This is a genomic window from Vibrio sp. VPAP30 (genome assembly GCF_001188205.1).
GTDB classification, from domain to species: Bacteria; Pseudomonadota; Gammaproteobacteria; order Enterobacterales; family Vibrionaceae; genus Vibrio; species Vibrio bivalvicida.
The window spans coordinates 210132-227410 of the sequence record NZ_LBLS01000028.1; the positions used below are offsets into that span (position 1 = coordinate 210132).

At 43.3% G+C, this 17279-nt stretch carries 9 protein-coding genes and 2 pseudogenes; 3 read left to right on the forward strand and 8 right to left on the reverse strand.

The window, feature by feature from the left end; translation table 11 throughout:
* The first annotated feature begins 147 nt into the window (after positions 1-147).
* Entirely contained in the window at positions 148-2040 is a 1893-nt protein-coding gene (locus ZX61_RS13265; protein ID WP_049845108.1) for a methyl-accepting chemotaxis protein, read from the forward strand.
* A gap of 313 nt (positions 2041-2353) precedes the next feature.
* A complete protein-coding gene (locus tag ZX61_RS13270; protein WP_049845109.1) occupies positions 2354-3232 on the forward strand; it encodes a 6-pyruvoyl trahydropterin synthase family protein in 879 nt (292 codons plus the stop codon).
* Between the two features lie 43 nt (positions 3233-3275).
* Here the strand turns inward: ZX61_RS13270 and ZX61_RS13275 are convergent, their stop codons facing one another.
* A complete protein-coding gene (locus tag ZX61_RS13275) occupies positions 3276-5030 on the reverse strand; it encodes a Na/Pi cotransporter family protein (RefSeq protein ID WP_049845110.1) in 1755 nt (584 codons plus the stop codon).
* 343 nt (positions 5031-5373) lie between these two features.
* On the opposite strand from ZX61_RS13275, the gene ZX61_RS13280 reads away from it, so the two are divergent.
* Positions 5374-5847, forward strand: coding sequence for a hypothetical protein (locus tag ZX61_RS13280; protein ID WP_049845111.1), 474 nt, complete (start codon positions 5374-5376; stop codon positions 5845-5847).
* A gap of 67 nt (positions 5848-5914) precedes the next feature.
* On the opposite strand, the pseudogene ZX61_RS13285 reads toward ZX61_RS13280, so the two are convergent.
* The 7 genes and pseudogenes from ZX61_RS13285 to ZX61_RS13325 all read right to left on the reverse strand — a co-directional run.
* Positions 5915-6169: pseudogene (locus tag ZX61_RS13285) on the reverse strand (acetyl-CoA carboxylase, carboxyltransferase subunit beta); the annotation flags it as partial.
* 111 nt (positions 6170-6280) lie between these two features.
* On the reverse strand, positions 6281-7231 hold the full coding sequence (locus ZX61_RS13290) for a DUF2860 domain-containing protein (RefSeq protein WP_049845113.1): 951 nt from the start codon (positions 7229-7231) through the stop codon (positions 6281-6283).
* Between the two features lie 70 nt (positions 7232-7301).
* Positions 7302-7925: a hypothetical protein gene (locus ZX61_RS13295; protein ID WP_049845114.1), complete on the reverse strand. Its 624-nt coding sequence runs from the start codon at positions 7923-7925 to the stop codon at positions 7302-7304.
* Positions 7926-8599: 674 nt separating this feature from the next.
* Positions 8600-9777 (reverse strand): annotated as a pseudogene (locus ZX61_RS23750) (IS3 family transposase).
* 239 nt (positions 9778-10016) lie between these two features.
* Positions 10017-11267, reverse strand: a complete 1251-nt coding sequence (locus ZX61_RS13315; protein WP_082173484.1) for an MFS transporter — start codon at positions 11265-11267, stop codon at positions 10017-10019.
* Between the two features lie 52 nt (positions 11268-11319).
* Complete coding sequence (locus tag ZX61_RS13320; RefSeq protein WP_049845119.1) at positions 11320-15810, reverse strand: non-ribosomal peptide synthetase; 4491 nt, start codon at positions 15808-15810, stop codon at positions 11320-11322.
* A 4-nt stretch (positions 15811-15814) separates the two neighbouring features.
* Positions 15815-17279: amino acid adenylation domain-containing protein (locus ZX61_RS13325; protein ID WP_150115001.1), on the reverse strand; the 1465-nt coding region annotated here is incomplete at its 5' end.

Sequence of the window (17279 nt, forward strand, 5' to 3'; positions counted from 1 at the left end):
AGTTGCATATTGTGTGGCGCTGGTTTTCGTTGGCTGGGTGATAGGTTGGTTTCACGTGCTGAGAACAATGCGCGAATCACAATATAATTACAGTAACCGATTGTCATTCATCATTCCGAGTAAGATCGTTGATGCGTGAGGTTTATGATGAACTTAGGCTTTAAATCAAGAATATATCTAGGTGTTGGTACTTTGGTGGCTGTTTCGCTAATTGTACTAGGGACATTAAATATCCTATCAATGAGAGATAAAATGGTTGATGGGCTTGTATCAAAAACTTCAGACAAACTCAGTTTTCATGTCACGGAACTCGAGCAGATGATGAAGTTTAGGATTAATGCCATTGAGCAAGGGGCACAGATCTTCAATACAACACTCAGTGACGAAGATAATCAAAAAATGGTGGTTTTACTTGCCAAGAGCGCTGCAATTTCAAATGTCATCATGACCTACGAAGACGGCCGAACTTATATGTCCATTGATGGGGCAAAGTTCGACTTTAGAACAAGGGATTGGTATAAGTCTGCGAAAAGCTCTGGTGGTGTTAAACTTACTGACATTTATCAAGACCAAGTAACTAAAGAAAAAGTAGTGAGCGTGACAATGCCAGTCACACAAGACGGGCAGTTTGTTGGCGTACTGCTTGGTGATGTTCAACTTGGCGAGGTCATCACAACGGTCAGCAATATGCGCTTTGCAGGTGGTGCTGCGACACTAACGGATAGGAATGCGGTTTTCTTTGCCAGTGACGACCCAAATGATATTGGTCGAACGCCTTCTCAAATTAGCCCCAACTTTCAGGAAATGGAACAGAGGTTTTTTTCCGAGCAGTCTGGGCACCTAACATTCCCTTATTTAGGTATTCAGTTTGATGGTTATTTTGAGCGCGTAAATCTATCTCAGGACATGTACTGGACGTTAATGGTGTTTGTGGATCAGGATTCTGCACTTGCTGGTGTCTACAGTGCGATGTACGAGTCTTTTGCGACAGGAGCAATGCTTCTCGTGGTGAGCTGTGGGGCGATATTCTTCATCCTACATTTTGCTTACAAACCGCTTTTAAAACTCAAGTCTGCAGTTTTCGACCTATCTCAAGGCAATGGTGATTTGACCCAGAGGCTAGAGGTCAGTGGTGAAGATGATTTGGCTCAGATAAGTGCAGGATTCAACAAATTTGTAGAGAATTTACAACAGATGATGCTGCAGATCTCTCATGCCAGTGAGCACATCTCAGTTAGTGTTGATCAACTCGGTTGTACGGCAAGAGATAATGAATCGAAGCTTTTATCACATTCACAGGAAACAGAACAGGTCGTCACAGCAATAACCGAGATGAGTGAGAGTGCGCGTAACGTGGCAGAGAACGTTACCCAATCTAACGGCATTACTGAAGAAGCGAGTAAAGAAGCGCTATCGTCACTAAGAATAGTTAACAATGCTGTTGATACCGTGAGTGCATTGGTGTCAGAAGTCGACGAGATGTCAAACAGCATCATGCGTATGAACCAAGACGCCAATAAAATTAGCAATGTGCTTAATGTCATTGGTGAAATTTCAGAGCAAACTAACTTACTCGCATTAAATGCGGCAATAGAAGCGGCGAGGGCCGGAGAGCAAGGTCGAGGGTTTGCGGTCGTAGCAGATGAGGTACGAGCGTTAGCAGCCCGAACTCAGAATAGTACGATGGAAATCTCGGATATGCTCAGCCAACTTCTTAGCGGCACAGAAAGTGTCGTAACTGCAATGAGTGCGACTAAGAACCAATGTCAAGAGACTGCAGACAAAACATCAGAGGTATCTCAAAGTCTATCTATGATGAGCGACTCGGTTAAAGAGATCGATGATGTCAGTACCCAAATCGCGGCAGCTACTGAAGAACAAAGTACGGTGGCCGAAGAGTTGAGCCGCAATATGCTATCGATACGTGATATTGTGGAGTCGTTAGTCAATAGCGGGCAAGAAACCGTTCAGGCAGCAGAAAGGCTGAATGATACCAATGATGATCTGAAACGTCAGGTTGCGAACTTTAAACTCAGCTAACGGATCTAATTTAAACCTTTTCACCGCACACCTATCGCCCTAGGTTTAATACACCTAGGGCTTTTTACGCAAGCCATCCAGCTCGTTATTGACTAGACCCAAATGGTGGCAATTTTGTTTCCGTGGACTATGTTTAAGCGAAATTGAACAGAGTTTGCTCTTTTCTTCTCTAGGAGGCGCAAAAAAGGTGGACTTTACCAAGTCGTTGATACATCCTGCCTCTCCATTTTATTCACCCTAAATAGTGAGACGAAGTGCCTGCTGAAATGACAATCAGCCTCCCGTATCTCATTAATGTAGTAAGGAGTTCAACTTGAACCTATTTGTAAGAGATCTTACCGTTATCGATTCTTCATACATCTGTGAACACAGAGGGGTCGTGGGAGATAGTTGGATTTTAGATGTTACCATGTCTGGTGAACTCAATGAAATGAGTATGGTATTGGATTTCGGTAGGGTGAAGAAGCAAATCAAACAGCTTGTTGATCAGTATGTTGACCACCGACTACTTGTACCAAAACAAAGCTCAGCCGTTGTTTACAAACCAAGTAAAACGGGTTACTCCACACTTGATGTTCTGCGTGGTGAGAAGAGTATCCACCTTCACTGCCCGAATGAAGCTTATTGCTTGATTGATGCGGAAGAGATTACTCTCGAGAGCATTACCAGTCACGTATACCATATTCTACGCAATAATCTGCCTAGCAATGTGACGGGTATAGACATTACACTACGCCACGAAAACATTTCAGGTGCGTTTTATCACTATACTCATGGTTTGAAAAAACACGATGGCAATTGTCAGCGCATAGCGCATGGGCATCGTTCTCCGATTGAAATACTGGTGGATGGTCAGCGAGACAGCGTAAAAGAAGCGGCTTTTGCACAACGCTGGCAAGATATTTACTTAGGGTCCAAAGAAGATCAAGTTTTTGTTGCTGAACTTAATCTTAGCGAAACAGCCAATGGCGTCACAGACGAGACCCATTTTGGTTTTCGTTACACCGCTCCGCAAGGAGAGTTTGAGCTAGCGATTGGCAAAAGTGAAACAGAAATTCTACCGACGGATACTACGGTTGAGCTGTTAGCCTGCTATATTGCCGATGAAGTGAAACCGAGCTTGAAGGATGGTCAATCTTTGCAGATCATCGCTTATGAAGGTGTCGGTAAAGGCGCGATGGCCTTTAAGTAACCACTTTCTACCTGAAATCTAGGCATGTTTGCCACAATAGTTATTACTTGCGTAGCTGTAACTTAGCTACGCGCTTACTCAGTGTGTAAATTCTTTTCAAAGCTTCTACCCATTCCATTTGAATCCGAAAAATAGCTAATCTTTGTTCGGTTGCTTGAGAGAGCCTTTGCGCTTGGAGTTCAAGAATTGACTCTAGAAGGATATTGATTTCATTTTTAGCATTGAGCACATTCTCGGCTAATTGGCCATCTTCTCGGCGTATCGCATTGACGCTGTCGAGCAGCGCCTGATTAACTCTAGAATGGGTGCGATCAAGTGTTTCACGCATCTCTGGACTAGCTTGAATGTTAGCATCTAGTGTCTTATAACAGAGCGGCAGCATGTTGTTGGCGACGAGATCAGCAACACTTTCTAGTTGATCAGTAATGCTGACTAATTTAATTTGATGCCTGCTTTCTTGCTGTGTTAGCGGTGACTGACGTAACTTTCCAAGGTAGGAAAGAATTTTTGCGTGCAGCACATCTACTTCGTCTTCGACTTTTTCAATCTCTCTTAGGGTTTGTCTAATGGTGTGCTTCTCGTCTTCATTTTTGGGTTGGCTTGCTAAGGGAGGAAGTCGGTTGACCATGTTGGTTACTCGACGACCAAGGCGACCAATTTCCAAGTGAGTTTGTTCAAGAGCGATATCTGGAGTCGATAAGTATTCTTTTTTGATGTATTTGAGTTGGACTTTTTGTTGTTCTTTTGCAGAAGCCTGATGGGGAATAAGCTTTTTAACTATCGTGACAAAAAAGGCGCTAAATGGCAGCATAATGAGCGTATTAGCGACATTAAACATGGTGTTAGCATTAGCTATTTGGCGCGGTGTTTCTGCTGCAAGGCGTTCGATACCATCTAAATCTGAGTAGCCAGGTGATATTGAGGTGGCAGCGAGCGCAATAAAACTGATCATTGGTAGCCAAATCAGAACACCAGCGAGGTTAAACAATAGATGAATGGCTGATGTCTGTTTTGCTTCAATGCTTTTGCCAATGGCAGCTAATAACGCAGTGACACAAGTCCCTATATTCGCTCCCATCGACATTGCTATTCCAGACTCAAGCGTAATAAATCCCTGACTAGCTAGAACAATCACGATCCCCGTCGTCGCCGATGAAGATTGGACTAAAGCGGTAAATGTTGCGGCTAATAAAATGGCAAAAACTGGGTTGTCCATTCTTGCCATAAAATCAATAAAAGGCTGGAAAACTCGCAATGGTGACATGGACTCACTCATTAGGTTCATGCCCAAAAACAACAAACCAAGGCCTAAAATGATATTGCCGTAGTTTTTGTTTTGTTGCTGTTTAGACGCCATTTCTATTGCAAAGCCTACAGCGATCATCGCCATCGCCGCTTTTGTTACTTTAAAGGCTATAATTTGCGCGGTAATGGTTGTACCGATATTGGCACCCATAATTACGCCAACAGCTTGGTTTAATGACATCAGTCCTGCACTGACAAAACCAACCACTAACACCGTCGTGACAGAAGATGATTGAATGACAGCAGTCAAACCTGCTCCCGTTGCAACTGAACTTATCCGAGTTTTGGTTAATGTCCCAAGAACTTGCTTCATGCGACTACCCGCAGTTCTTTTTAAAGCATCGGACATCTTTTCCATGCCATAAAGAAACATGGCTAAGCCACCAAAAAGCCCCATAAACATAGACAAATAGTCGAGCTGATGAGGCTCAGAAGTCGCGGCGATAGCTGAGAAGGGGAGAATCCACAAGGCAATAAAAACACAAGCTTTCATAGTTCCACTTATTATTGTTTTTCTATAAGCATAGATGAAAGGCTGTTTTTCGTAGGCTAATCACCTCGCTGTTTCTCTCTAATAGTTGCAATAAAGAACCTCATTTTTCTATAAAAGCTATTTTGGTTGGGTAGCTAAAAGTTGCTGAGTCAGAATCACATATGTTTGTTTTGAGTTAGTAATGCGATAGGTTCAGTGGTACATAAAACAGAACACATAGAATAATAAGTTTAACTGTATTAATATCGTTTCATATTTTTGGGTGTGTTTTGTACTACAAATAAGAGATTTTACGGGCCCTTCACACCGCTTAACTCAGTTGCAACCAGGAGACAAAGAGCGTATGCGTATAGTCTACAGAGCTGATACTCGTCCCCCTTCAACCATCTTTTCTGTCGGATTCAAGCCTCGTTTTAAAGGGGGGATCCAAATCCAAGACGGCGGACAAATGATAGGGGGGATTTCGACTTCAAAAGAAATCACTATAGCGATGAAGTATGCATCTTTATACGGTGGTTATGTTTATGCTCTATACAGCGATGATAAATCGGTCGATGTGGTAGATGAGCTCTATAAAAAAGGTAAGCATGCTGCTTTGCCCAATGCTTATACGCAAATGGAAATCGCGTGTAACTCTATCCCGCCCAATCAAATAGTTATGGCGCGTAAAGTAACGTGTGATGATGATAAAAATATGACATGGGAAGGGGTGTTCGAAACCAACCCCAAACGTGAACAAAAGCAAGATAGCGATCCAATGTATATTACGGCAAACTATCTGTTTAATTTGGATATGCCTTTTAAAGCTCCTGAATAGAGTACTAACCCAAAGCTGTTGGTGATATTGTTTAGCCAACAGCTTTGAACCTCTTACTCTGTGGGATTCACCGAGCTGTATTTGTCATTTTAGCTATTAATCCACCAACTCGTTCGCGCATATCACGTCTGTCTATAATCATGTCTATAGCGCCATGAGCTAAGAGGAACTCACTCCGCTGAAAGTCTTCGGGTAATTTTTCACGAACGGTTTGCTCTATAACACGGCGCCCCGCAAACCCTATTCTTGCTTTAGGCTCGCCGATATTGATATCACCCAACATCGCAAGACTTGCAGAAACGCCTCCGAATGTTTGGTCAGTAGGCAAAATTACCAATTTTGAGACAAAACTAATCAACTACTTCATTGAATAATATCATTGGTAGCAGAGAAAGCCTACGGCGAGACTTTCCCTGATTGAGTGGTTTGGCGTTTAGAAAAAGTAACTCACGCCCACGCCGACCATGTAGTCGTTTTCGTCGTAAAAAGTGATGTTTGAATCGGAGCGACTGTAGCTGGCGAGTGCGTTAAACCCTAAGTTGTCCCATCCCATAAATCCTTGATATTCATAGGCAAGCGTAGCCTCATATCCTTTGTCTTCACGCTTTTTCTTAAACACAGGGTTAACGGCTTTATAATCGGCTTTGAACAGCCCGCCATGTAAAGAGAAGAGGTGATTACCATCAATGTACATTGCTGTCAGAGCGGCACTGTAGCGGCCATATGCCATGGCTTTACCGTCTGCCTCAAATTGTCGATATCCAAGAGATGGTTGTAGTAAAATATCGTGGCTAAGTGGGATCCCATTAGAAACCTCTATGTTGTACCCCTTACCGCCTCGACGTAGCAGTGTTTGGTCAACAGCGTAGCTACTTCCAGAGAACTCACGCTCTAACTTCTGATCGTAATAGGCTAGGTCAACTTTTAATCCAGCGTCTTGCACGTTCTCGATGGTAATACGATAGGCATTGCCAGAAATGTCGGTTTCTTTACGCGCTTTGTTTACTAGGTAAGGGTCTTGCCAAACCTTTCCGTTAGCTATAGTAGGCAAGTAAGAAAATGAAATAGCATGATCATCCGTCAGCAAACGAGAGTATCCAAGCTCCATAGCAAAAACGCCTTGGACGATGTCATCCCTAGACATCCCAACAAAAACCTGCTGTTCGCCAAAGTTGTAACGCAACTGACCAAAAGGCCCTTGTTGCGTGCCAGAGTGTGAAGTGCCTGCGCTATTGAGCTCACCTGTTTTAGTACTGTTTTCAGTACTTAAGTTACTGGTACTTTTGCCATAGCCCACCATATACGACAGTTCACCTTCGAATCCATCAGCAAAAGTGGCGCCACTAACAAGAAGGGAAACGAGTAAAGCAGAGTATTTATTCATGTTGTAAATCCTATCGGAAGTTTTCTATTAAGCCCTAGGGATATTCCTGAGTGGGCTTTTGTCTGAGAGTCTATGGGGTGATAACGCGGTATTGAGCTAGTTCACTTTGTGTCATCCAGTGAATGTTACTTGCAGGAGCCGCCTCAAGGGTAAACCAGTAGAAGTCTGGTTCGACATTGATGTGGTTGTAGTAAGTCAAATATTTTTGATGGACTGGGTCGGACTTAGGCATTTGCCCTCCATCGGTTCCATCGGAGCTTTCCCAGCTATGTACACCTATTTGTGGATGAGCATCTTCGGCAGTTCTATGGATGCCTGCGAGAAATAAGTCAACGCCACCACTGGCGATTAGGCCGTCTTTGTTTAAGTGTGTGTTGATGCCCATGTCATGGATGAGCTTTGAAAGTTTTAGATTGGTTTCATCGTCGCTGCTGCCTTCAATAATATTGATGTTGAGCGTATGAAGATTTGGATAAGATCCTGTAAGTCTGACAAATGTGTCGAGTGACCCAGAGCAAATGACACCATCTAGGCTCACCACATTCTCATTTTCAATGGAATATGTGAGAGGTTTACTGCCCGAAAGCTCAAAAAAGCCACACTCTGATTTGAAGACATGACCGTTGCTACTAGTGGTACACGCGATTGTTATAAAGGGCAGGATAAAAATGAAAGAAGTTCTAGCAATGTTCATTGTTAAGATCTATTGGTTGTTGTCGGACTTATATGCCTAACAATATCAATCTGCACTTAACAAGTATGTCTAAGGTAAGTAAGGAAGTGTACGTAGGAGTCACGATGATTAAACGTGAGTAGACAAAGAGACTTATGATTGAAAAACGACTGATTGTCTTAATGTTGCATTATAAGTATCTGATTATTATTTATTTTTTGTGTTGAGGAAGTGATTGGTATACATAAATATAATTGTATATTAATGCAATCTATTGGTTAGTTGTCGAATTAGACTGTAATGGTGAGCGTGATATTACAATTTACATACAAAATCATGACACAGGGTTGAAGATTTGGGGGATTAGCTATCCCCAAGCTCTAAAGTCAGTGAGGATGCTGACCACATAATGCTCGACATTGATCTGTAGACTATCCCTTGATTTTACTTACTCAAATACTGGATGGTACCCAAGCGCGTAGTTGTATAACTAATGATGCTGAATGTACAAGTGGAGTCGTTGATATGAGCGTAAATGTTGGGATTGACGTTAGTAAAGAAAGTTTAGATATCTGTTTGCTACACGATCAAACCAAGAGAGGTCGAAAACATCGTCAATTTAAGAATAAAAAAGGAACTCATTCGGAAGTAAGTTGTTGGCTGCTAAAGGTTTCAAAGTGCAAGCCTTGTAGTGGTCAACTAAAATTGGCCACAGTTTTGTAAGTTTTCCAGTAAAGCCTTTCCGACTCATTCGGGGTCAGACCACCGTTGTACTGGTGTGGCCTGATTTGGCTGTAGTATCTAATGATATAGCCAACGATGCTCTGCCAAGCTTCATCTAAACTGCGATAGCCACTGGCTGGCACCCATTCTGTTTTCGAGCTTCTAAAGAAGCGCTCCATCGGACTATTATCCCAACAGTTACCTCTCCGAGATAAACTCTGTTAAATTTGGTATCGCTATAGGGTCTGACGGTATTTTCGACTTGTGTAATGCGTTCCTTGAGCGCTATGGAACATAACGCCTGTAGGCATTCCTAGTGACTCATAAGCCATCTTTAATGCTTTGACGGTCAACTGACTATCGGGCGAAAAGGACATAGCCCAACCAACAGGTTTTCGATCAAATAAGTCGATGACAACCGCTAAATTAGCCCAACGACTCCCAGCCCAGACATAAGTGACGTCTCCTACCCATACTTGATTTGGAGCAGTAACAGCGAACTGCCTCTCCAAGTGATTGGGGATCTCTACATGTTCTAGGGGCTGCTTCCTATACTTATGCTTTGGCAGTTGCTTGCTCACCAGGCCGAGCATTTTCATTATTTTACTAGCGCGATATCGACTCAGGCTCATGCTTGAATTCGTAACGATGCCTGCAATTGTTCGAGCGCCTGCTGAACCATTGCTCGCGTTGTGAGCCTCTTGGACGAGCGCTCTTATCTGAACTTCATGCGCTGGAATGGCTTTTGCCCGCGTTTTCCAATATTTGTAACTGCTACGATGGACACCGAATATGCTACATAGTTTGAAAATACTGTAGCTCTGTTTGAGTCTTTCGATTATCGAGAATTTTTCAGTGAGTCCGACATCAACAGAGCTGTCGCCTTTTATATGATTTCGTTGTGCTCTTCCAGCTCGGAGATCTGCTTTTTAAACTCTCGGATCTCGATTTGTTCTGGCGTCAGCGGTGCTGCTTTTGGGGTAATACCCTGTCTTTCTTGTTTAAGCTGCCTTACCCACTTGTCCATAACAGATTTGCTCACATTCATAGCTTTAGCTGCTTCGACCACGGAGTAACCTTGGTCAACAACTAGCTGGGCTGCTTCAAGTTTGAATTCTGGACTGAAAGTTCTTCTCGTACGCTTTGTCATAGTTCCACCTGTTGTGTACGAGGTGCATCTTAACACCTCTAATCAGGTGGCCAGATTCACCGTACCACTACGTTCAGACTTATTCGTGAAGTGAATTTTGAAAAAAAAAGCATCTAGTAGCCTAAGGGACTGCCTGCTTTACTTATTGTGGTAAGTAAAGCAATCAAGGTCTTGCTTTAGCTTATATAAAAAGAAAGACCTTGATGTGTTAATTTGGCGAATTAGCAAAAAAACTATTATCAGACAGCTTCTATTTTATTTAGATGAGATGCGCGTTTTTGCTGAAGATACAATAACCAGAACGATAGTGCAGCCAACGTTGAGGCTCCAATAATAAAAATCCATGCACTTTGGTAGCCAAAATCTTCAATAAATGAACCCATAAACATATATGTTGGCATAAGTCCTATATTTCTTATGGTGAGCAAAGTACCGCTGATTCTTCCCCGGTGACTAGCAGGAGATTGATTGGCAATGTAAATACCTTCTTTGGTTAAGAGCAGAACTTCGGCGGCGGCAAGAAAAAACCACGCAATAAACTGCATTGGGATGTTTGCATAAGAGACGACTAAGCCATACCCGACTACAAAGAGAACTCCTGACATCCCTAAGCTATTAAGTTCGCAGTGCTTAGAAGTTAGCCTCATTAGAACGGGAGTGATAAGCACGACGGAAATACTAGCAAAAGTCATTACCTGACCAAACAGAATTGGACCCTCTTTGTCAAAGGTGTGGCTGTAATACAGAGGGCTGGTTAAGGTCATTTGGTTAAGAGTAAACCAAAGCAAGGTACATAAAAGCCCAAAAACAAGAAGGCGAGGGCGTTCTTTCAAGACTGACCAAACTCCTCCATCGGTACTCTTTTCTAGTTCGGATACCTCTTGTTCATCTTCAATGTGATTGGGTTTAGCTTTGACGTAGAAAGCCACAACCAGTATCCCAATGAAAATAGCTAAACCATTTCCCCAATAAACCCACTCTGTGTGATTCCAGAAAAGATATCCTGCTATCACCGGACCAACCCCTGAACCGAGATTATAGGCAAGATAGCTTAGCGACATAACTGCATCACGGTTTCCAGGATTAGAGTGATCGGCAACTAATGCATTACTAGCTGGTACTGCGATACCTATGAAAAAGTATCCTAGGAACAATAGCCCTGGTGCAACCAAATGGTGCTCTGCAAAAAAACCACAAGCGATAAGGACTAAAGCCCCAAGCAGCTCACCAATCACCATTATATTTTTATGACCATATGCATCAGAAAGTTTGCCTCCAAGGAGGCTACCAACCATGTAGGTACCAGTAACAACCATGACCAACGTACCAGCCACCGAGGTCGAGTAACCCTGTTTTTGAGTTAGCAGGAGCACCATGAAAGGTATAATAAAATTGCCTAATCCTAGAATAAATCTAGCAATGGCAAGATAATAGATATCTTTCGGTAATCCTTTATATAATGAAAATATATTACTGATCCGTTGTAGCATGCTTAAGCCTTAGTTTTCTGTTGTTTTCATGAGTTTTCATTAGTCATCAACCCTAATAAAAATAATTTTCAAATAATCTGTCATCGAGAGTTGGGACATGTATACCTATGCTTTCTAGACACTCTTGAGTTAACTTAGAGCATATTTTTGATGCTCCTCCCTTAAAGGTAATTTGGGATAATTCATCATTCGACATTGTAAAGTAATGCCTTATGAAATAAGGGACAGGGATAGATTCTCCTTGTTCAAGCTGTACTTTTAACTGTTTGATAAAACCTTGAAAGCTGATCAGCTCAATACTTTTGATTGCGTGATTGTTGTACTTACAAATAATGTCTTTTAAGTTCCATTCGTGTGGACTTGCTAGGTGAAACACTCGCTGTTTCACATCACCTTGCTTCATCAATGACACGGAAGACCTTGCGATATAGTCAACAGGCAGAGTACTAACGTCGATGTATTGATCATCGAAGGCAACACCCGATAGTCGACACGTTCTGAGCAATTGGGAGAACCACTGTGTAGGCTCACTTTTTCCATGTTTCTGATCACCACCAATTAAACCAAGCCTAAAGATTTTGCAGTCTAGGCCTCGAGCGATAGCTTCCTGAATTAGTCCCTCTGATATCCATTTTGTCGAGCAGTAACCTTCGTCATTTTGGTGATGCTGTATATCTAGTGGTGTGTTTTCATTAGCAACACTTTGTGTCGTGCGGCTAAATATACCGACAGTAGAAAAAGCCGCCAGTCTTTTGTTTCTGCTTGTACAGCAAAAGCGGAGTATCTCGGCAGTACCAGTGACATTTGTTGCTTTCATGGTGTCAAATGTAGCAAGGTGGTGCATGAATACGGCCGCATGATAGACCGAACCAATTGTAGCCGCCAAGGAATCGTACTGTTTGGGCTGAATACCTAGGAGTGTCTGCGACAAATCACCAAGTACAATATGAATCCGAGGCTTGAAGCTTGCGTCCCAAAGGTTGTACTCCTCAAGCTCAAGAATCAGTCTTCTGAGTGCGCTTACTTCATCACTACCTCGGAGTAAACAGAAAACGTCTGCGTCTGTACTTTTCAGCAGCTCCACTAATAAGTACTTGCCAACGAACCCAGTAGCACCAGTTAACAGGATATGTTTCTGGGAGGTGAGAGTCTTGTCTTCAGGCAAAAGAGCGACTTTTGGATCGAGCTTAGTCTCCTGCTCCCAAGAGAGTTTTTGTGTTTTATAGGCATTTTCATATAGCGCACGTATGGTTTTTTTTGTATAGAAATCCCTTACTGTGTATGTAAGTCCCAGTCTGCTTTGCATCGTTTTGATGGTTTGAAACACCAATAATGAGTTGCCTCCGACAGCAAAAAAATCATCATCTATTCCGACATTTTCCTGGTTTAAGATCTCTTGCCAGATAGTACAAATCGATTGTTCTTGTTCGTTTCTTGGTGCGGCATACGTAGAGTGTTGATCGAATAAAGCTTTAGGCAGCGCTGAAACATTCAATTTTCCATTGATGGTGAGAGGGAGGGTGTCTAGCTGAGTGTAGCTATTTGGGTGCATAAACTCAGGTAGTCTATCTGCTAATGCAGCTTTTATCGAAGTAAGATCAATTTCTTCACCAGTCTGACTAACCATATAAGCTGCCAGGTGCTTTGGTTCACTCTCTTGATAAATCACTACGGCATCGCGAATAAGTGGGGCGTCGAGTAAGACTTGTTTTATTTCGGAAAGCTCTACTCTCTGTCCTCGGATCTTTAACTGAGAATCTGCCCTACCTGCATACTCTAAATTTCCATTAGAGAAACGCTTGACAAGGTCCCCAGTTTTATATAAACGGTCGTGTAGTGAATTAGGATTGGTGATCAGTGAAAGGAATGGATTGGGAGCAAATTTTTCGTGTGTTAAGTCAGATAGGTTGATGTATCCCAACGCAACACCTGGGCCACTGATCCAAAGTTCTCCTACCGAATTGACCGGCGCCAACATTCCATTTTTCGCAACCACATAAGCAATATGACCAGGAAACGGTTTTCCAATTATATTACCATCAGTTCCATTACGCGGATGGTATAGAGTTACTTCACCAGTTTCGGTTGGTCCATAGTAGTTAATCGTATTAATGGCTTGAAGATCGATCTTAGATAAGTGCTCATTGCTTAAGTTCTCCCCACTAAAGTACAGTTTTTTTAGGCCCGTTAGCGTTATGTTTGCCGCATATAGAGCGGAGAACTGTGACGGTACTAGATGACAAGCAGTAACCCCATATGCCTCAATGATGTTGGGCAGATCGAAAATATTAAAATCAGTCGGTGAAACGACTAGTGTTGCTCCGACGAGAAGGTGAGCAAAAATATCAGATACCGAGACATCAAAAATATAATTGGTTTTGAATAGGTACGTATCACCCTGAGTTTTACCCTCTTCAGCCATATATAGGTTGCGTGACATACTGGAATGATGGCTAATGGCAACCCCCTTAGGGCGCCCAGTCGTGCCAGATGTGTATATGATGTATGCCAAATCACTGGTTGCACAGTTTTGAGCAGGATTGACTTCAATACCAGATTCTCGGCATTGCTCTGATAATACCACTTCTGGGCATAGACTTGTCTCTCCACAGATGGCATCGATGATTGAGCAATGAGTTTGGTCAGTAACAATCATCGAGGCACCTGAATCGTCAATCAGGTATTTCACTCGATCTCTTGGATGTTCGGGTGATATGGGAACGTATGCCGCACTAGTTTTCAGTACTGCAAGTATTGAGATCAACATTTCACTTCCCCGATCTAAGTAAATTGCTATTCTCGACCCCGCTGATATCGGCTTGCCATAACGGCTCTGATAAGTTTGAATGAGTTCATGAGCGAGTTTGTTTGAAAGAATATTCAGCTCACTATATGTAAGCGACTCTTGCTGAAAAACAACCGCCGTTTTGTTAGGTGAGAGCAATACTTGCTGTTCAAAAGCCTGAGCCAATGTCATTTCTGAGCGTTGGAGGTCAACATTACTTGGGGTAATAGTCAGTAGCTGTTTCTTATCTAATGCATCTAGAAACTCGATCTGTTTTAACCGTTTTTTAGGTGATTTCACGAATTGCTCTAATACCCGCACATACACTTCCGAAATCTGATTTATGCAGTGAGAAGCAAAAAGGCTTGTAGCATAGTTGAAGGTTAGACTCAGCTCATTTGAGTTATCGCTTACATAGAGACTCAGGTCGAACTTGGCTGGGGAATAGACACCTGACTTACTATCTAATTGCACAGGAACCCAGGGTAAGCATTGTGTGTCTTCACCAAAATGCTGCAAGGTAAACATAACTTGAAAAATAGGGTGGAGCGCTGGATTCCTTGCGATTTCAAGAGAGTCAACCAACAAATCAAACGGTAAGCTCTGATGTTTTTTAGCCTCAGCCACTGTTTGGTGTATTTTTTCTATCAATTCCGATACGGTGTGCTGATGATCTAGTCTCGCTCTCATCACGATAGAGTTTGCAAAAAAACCAATCAGTGACTGTGTTTCAGGAAGTGCTCTATTTTCTGAAGGAGACCCAACGACTACGTCATCTTGGTGGCAAAACGCACCTAAAGTGACAAAAAAGGCACTCAACATGACAGTATATAATGTTGTTCCTTGGTTTCTGGACAACTCTCTGAGGTCATTGGAAAGGTTGTGACTTAGTTTTAGTGTTAAATCATTTCCACGATAATCGAAATGAGCCGGGCGCTGGTAGTCTAAAGGCATGTCAAGTTGAGGTAACTCCGCAAGTTTCAGCGTCCAGTAGTCTAAATGGGCCTGCTCTTTTTTCGAACAATGGAAATTCTCATTCTGCCATCGTGCATAATCTGAATACTGGATAGGCAGTTTTGGGAGCTGTGGAGTTGAGCCATCCAATTTAGATTCATAAACGGTGGATAGTTCATTAACAAATAGATTTGTAGACCAACCATCAGTGGCAATGTGATGCCAGACAAACAATAAATACGCTTCTCCACCGACGAAGTAACGTGTCACCTTTAGAGGTATTTCTTCAGCTAAGTCGAATGGTTGCTGAATGCTATACCGCATGGCGTCGTACCAGTCTGTTGAGGATTTACATGTAATCGAGTTAATTGCTATCGTTTGATCGATTGGGATCTGATAGTCAAGCCCCTCCTCTGTTGTTTTATAGATGGATTTCAGTACGAGATGTCGGTTCGCGACCTCATTGATAGCGGCTTCAATTTTCGCTATATCTGCGTGCTCTTCTAATTTAACTAGATAAGGGAGGTGATATGCACTTGTCCCTTGCTCAAGTCGCTCGATAAAAAGCAACCCTTTTTGAGCGTATGAAAGGGGCCAATTCAACTCTGGGTGTAACTGGGAGAAATCATCTTGGCTCGTTATCTCTAAATCGGTGAGATAAGTAATTAATGACTCTTTATGCGCCTTGAGCTGGGCGACTAACTCAAGATCGGCACTATCAGATGAAAATGCAGCCTTTAGTGCATTTTCTTCGACCCAAACGGCAGCATTGTTTTGTTTAATACGGTTTATGAGTTCTTGCATGGGATTAGATCTCGACGATGCATTGATTGTTATTTGCGTTCAATGAAGGCGCTATGTGAAGGCTCTCTATATCTGGAGTGACCAAGCTCTGAGCGAGTGTTTTTATCGTGCTCTCAGTGAAGATCAAAGACAGAGGAACTTCAGTCCCCAAGCGTTGTTGAAGTAACGAGCTGACTCTAACTGTCGAGATAGAAGTACCTCCAAGTCGGAAAAAGTTATCTTCGACACTGACTTGCTCCAACCCCAGGACCTCTTGCCAAATCTCACATAAAGTGCGCTCTAGTGGCGAGGAGGGCGCGACATATTCACGTGTCGAGTGAATGTTAGGGGCTGGTAGGGCGTTGCGATCAAGTTTGCCATTGATCGTGACGGGAAGCTTATCCAAATAGGTGTAGCTTACCGGCAACATGTAGCTCGGTAGATGCTGTGACAAAGTTGAAGCCACGGCTTTCTCATCAAGTTCCTTCTTACTGTGAGTCACAATATAAGCAGATAGCGCGGGTTGTTCCTGAACCTCAGTAACAGTGACGACGGCATGTTTGACATCTTCGAGCCCTGCAAGCCTTTGTTCTATTTCCCCAAGCTCAATTCGCAACCCACGAATTTTCACTTGGAAATCATTGCGGCCTAAGTACTCAAGGTGCCCATCAGGGAGCCAACGAACGAGATCACCAGTCTTGTATAAACGCGGAGCTTGCCCATCAGTGTCAAAAGGGTTCGGAACAAAACGTTCTTGCGTTAGCTTCTCACGATGAAGGTAACCTCTCGCAACGCCAACCCCGCCAAGGTATAGCTCACCCGGCGCACCCACTGGAACGGGTTTCCCTTGTTCAGATAAGACATAGAGCTGAATATTATCAATAGGCTGACCAATCGGAACACTGGTGCCTTTCAGCTTCTGACAGTCATAGTAAGTCACATCGATGGACGCTTCTGTTGGACCGTATAGGTTGTGAAGCTGCGCCTGAGGATGACGTACTTGTTTGAATAAGTCACAATGAGTGGCAGAGAGCGCCTCGCCACTGGCAAAAACCCAGCGGACTGACGCCGGCAGCGAGCGGTCTTGCTCTGCTAAATACTGCCCAAAAACCTGCAGCATCGAAGGTACGAAGTGCAGCGTTGTAACCTGATGCTGAACCATCGCCTGACAGAGTTGCTGTGGGTCCTTGTGGCTATCTGGCTCAGCCATCACGATGGCTGCACCAACCCAGTTGGCCCAGAGCAGTTCCCATACCGAGACATCGAAGACGTAAGGCGTTTTTTGAAGCACGCGGTCGGCTTGGGTTAGCGGATATTGCTTCTGCATCCAGTGGATGCGGTTGACGACCCCATCGTGCTGTAGCATCACGCCTTTAGGTTGCCCAGTGGTGCCGGACGTGTACAGTATGTAGGCAAGGTCACTCGGTGACGAGTGCTCCGGGAGGTTGCTGGTTGGATGCTGCGCAAAAGCCGCGGCATCATCGATCGCA

Bases quoted from the DNA above. Each gene is read 5' to 3' on its own strand.
- ZX61_RS13265 (WP_049845108.1), top strand. From the start codon at position 148: ATGAACTTAGGCTTTAAATCAAGAATATATCTAGGTGTTGGTACTTTG.
- ZX61_RS13275 (WP_049845110.1), bottom strand. From the start codon at position 5,030: ATGAAAGCTTGTGTTTTTATTGCCTTGTGGATTCTCCCCTTCTCAGCT.
- ZX61_RS13280 (WP_049845111.1), top strand. From the start codon at position 5,374: ATGCGTATAGTCTACAGAGCTGATACTCGTCCCCCTTCAACCATCTTT.
- ZX61_RS13290 (WP_049845113.1), bottom strand. From the start codon at position 7,231: ATGAATAAATACTCTGCTTTACTCGTTTCCCTTCTTGTTAGTGGCGCC.
- ZX61_RS13295 (WP_049845114.1), bottom strand. From the start codon at position 7,925: ATGAACATTGCTAGAACTTCTTTCATTTTTATCCTGCCCTTTATAACA.
- ZX61_RS13315 (WP_082173484.1), bottom strand. From the start codon at position 11,267: ATGCTACAACGGATCAGTAATATATTTTCATTATATAAAGGATTACCG.
- ZX61_RS13320 (WP_049845119.1), bottom strand. From the start codon at position 15,810: ATGCAAGAACTCATAAACCGTATTAAACAAAACAATGCTGCCGTTTGG.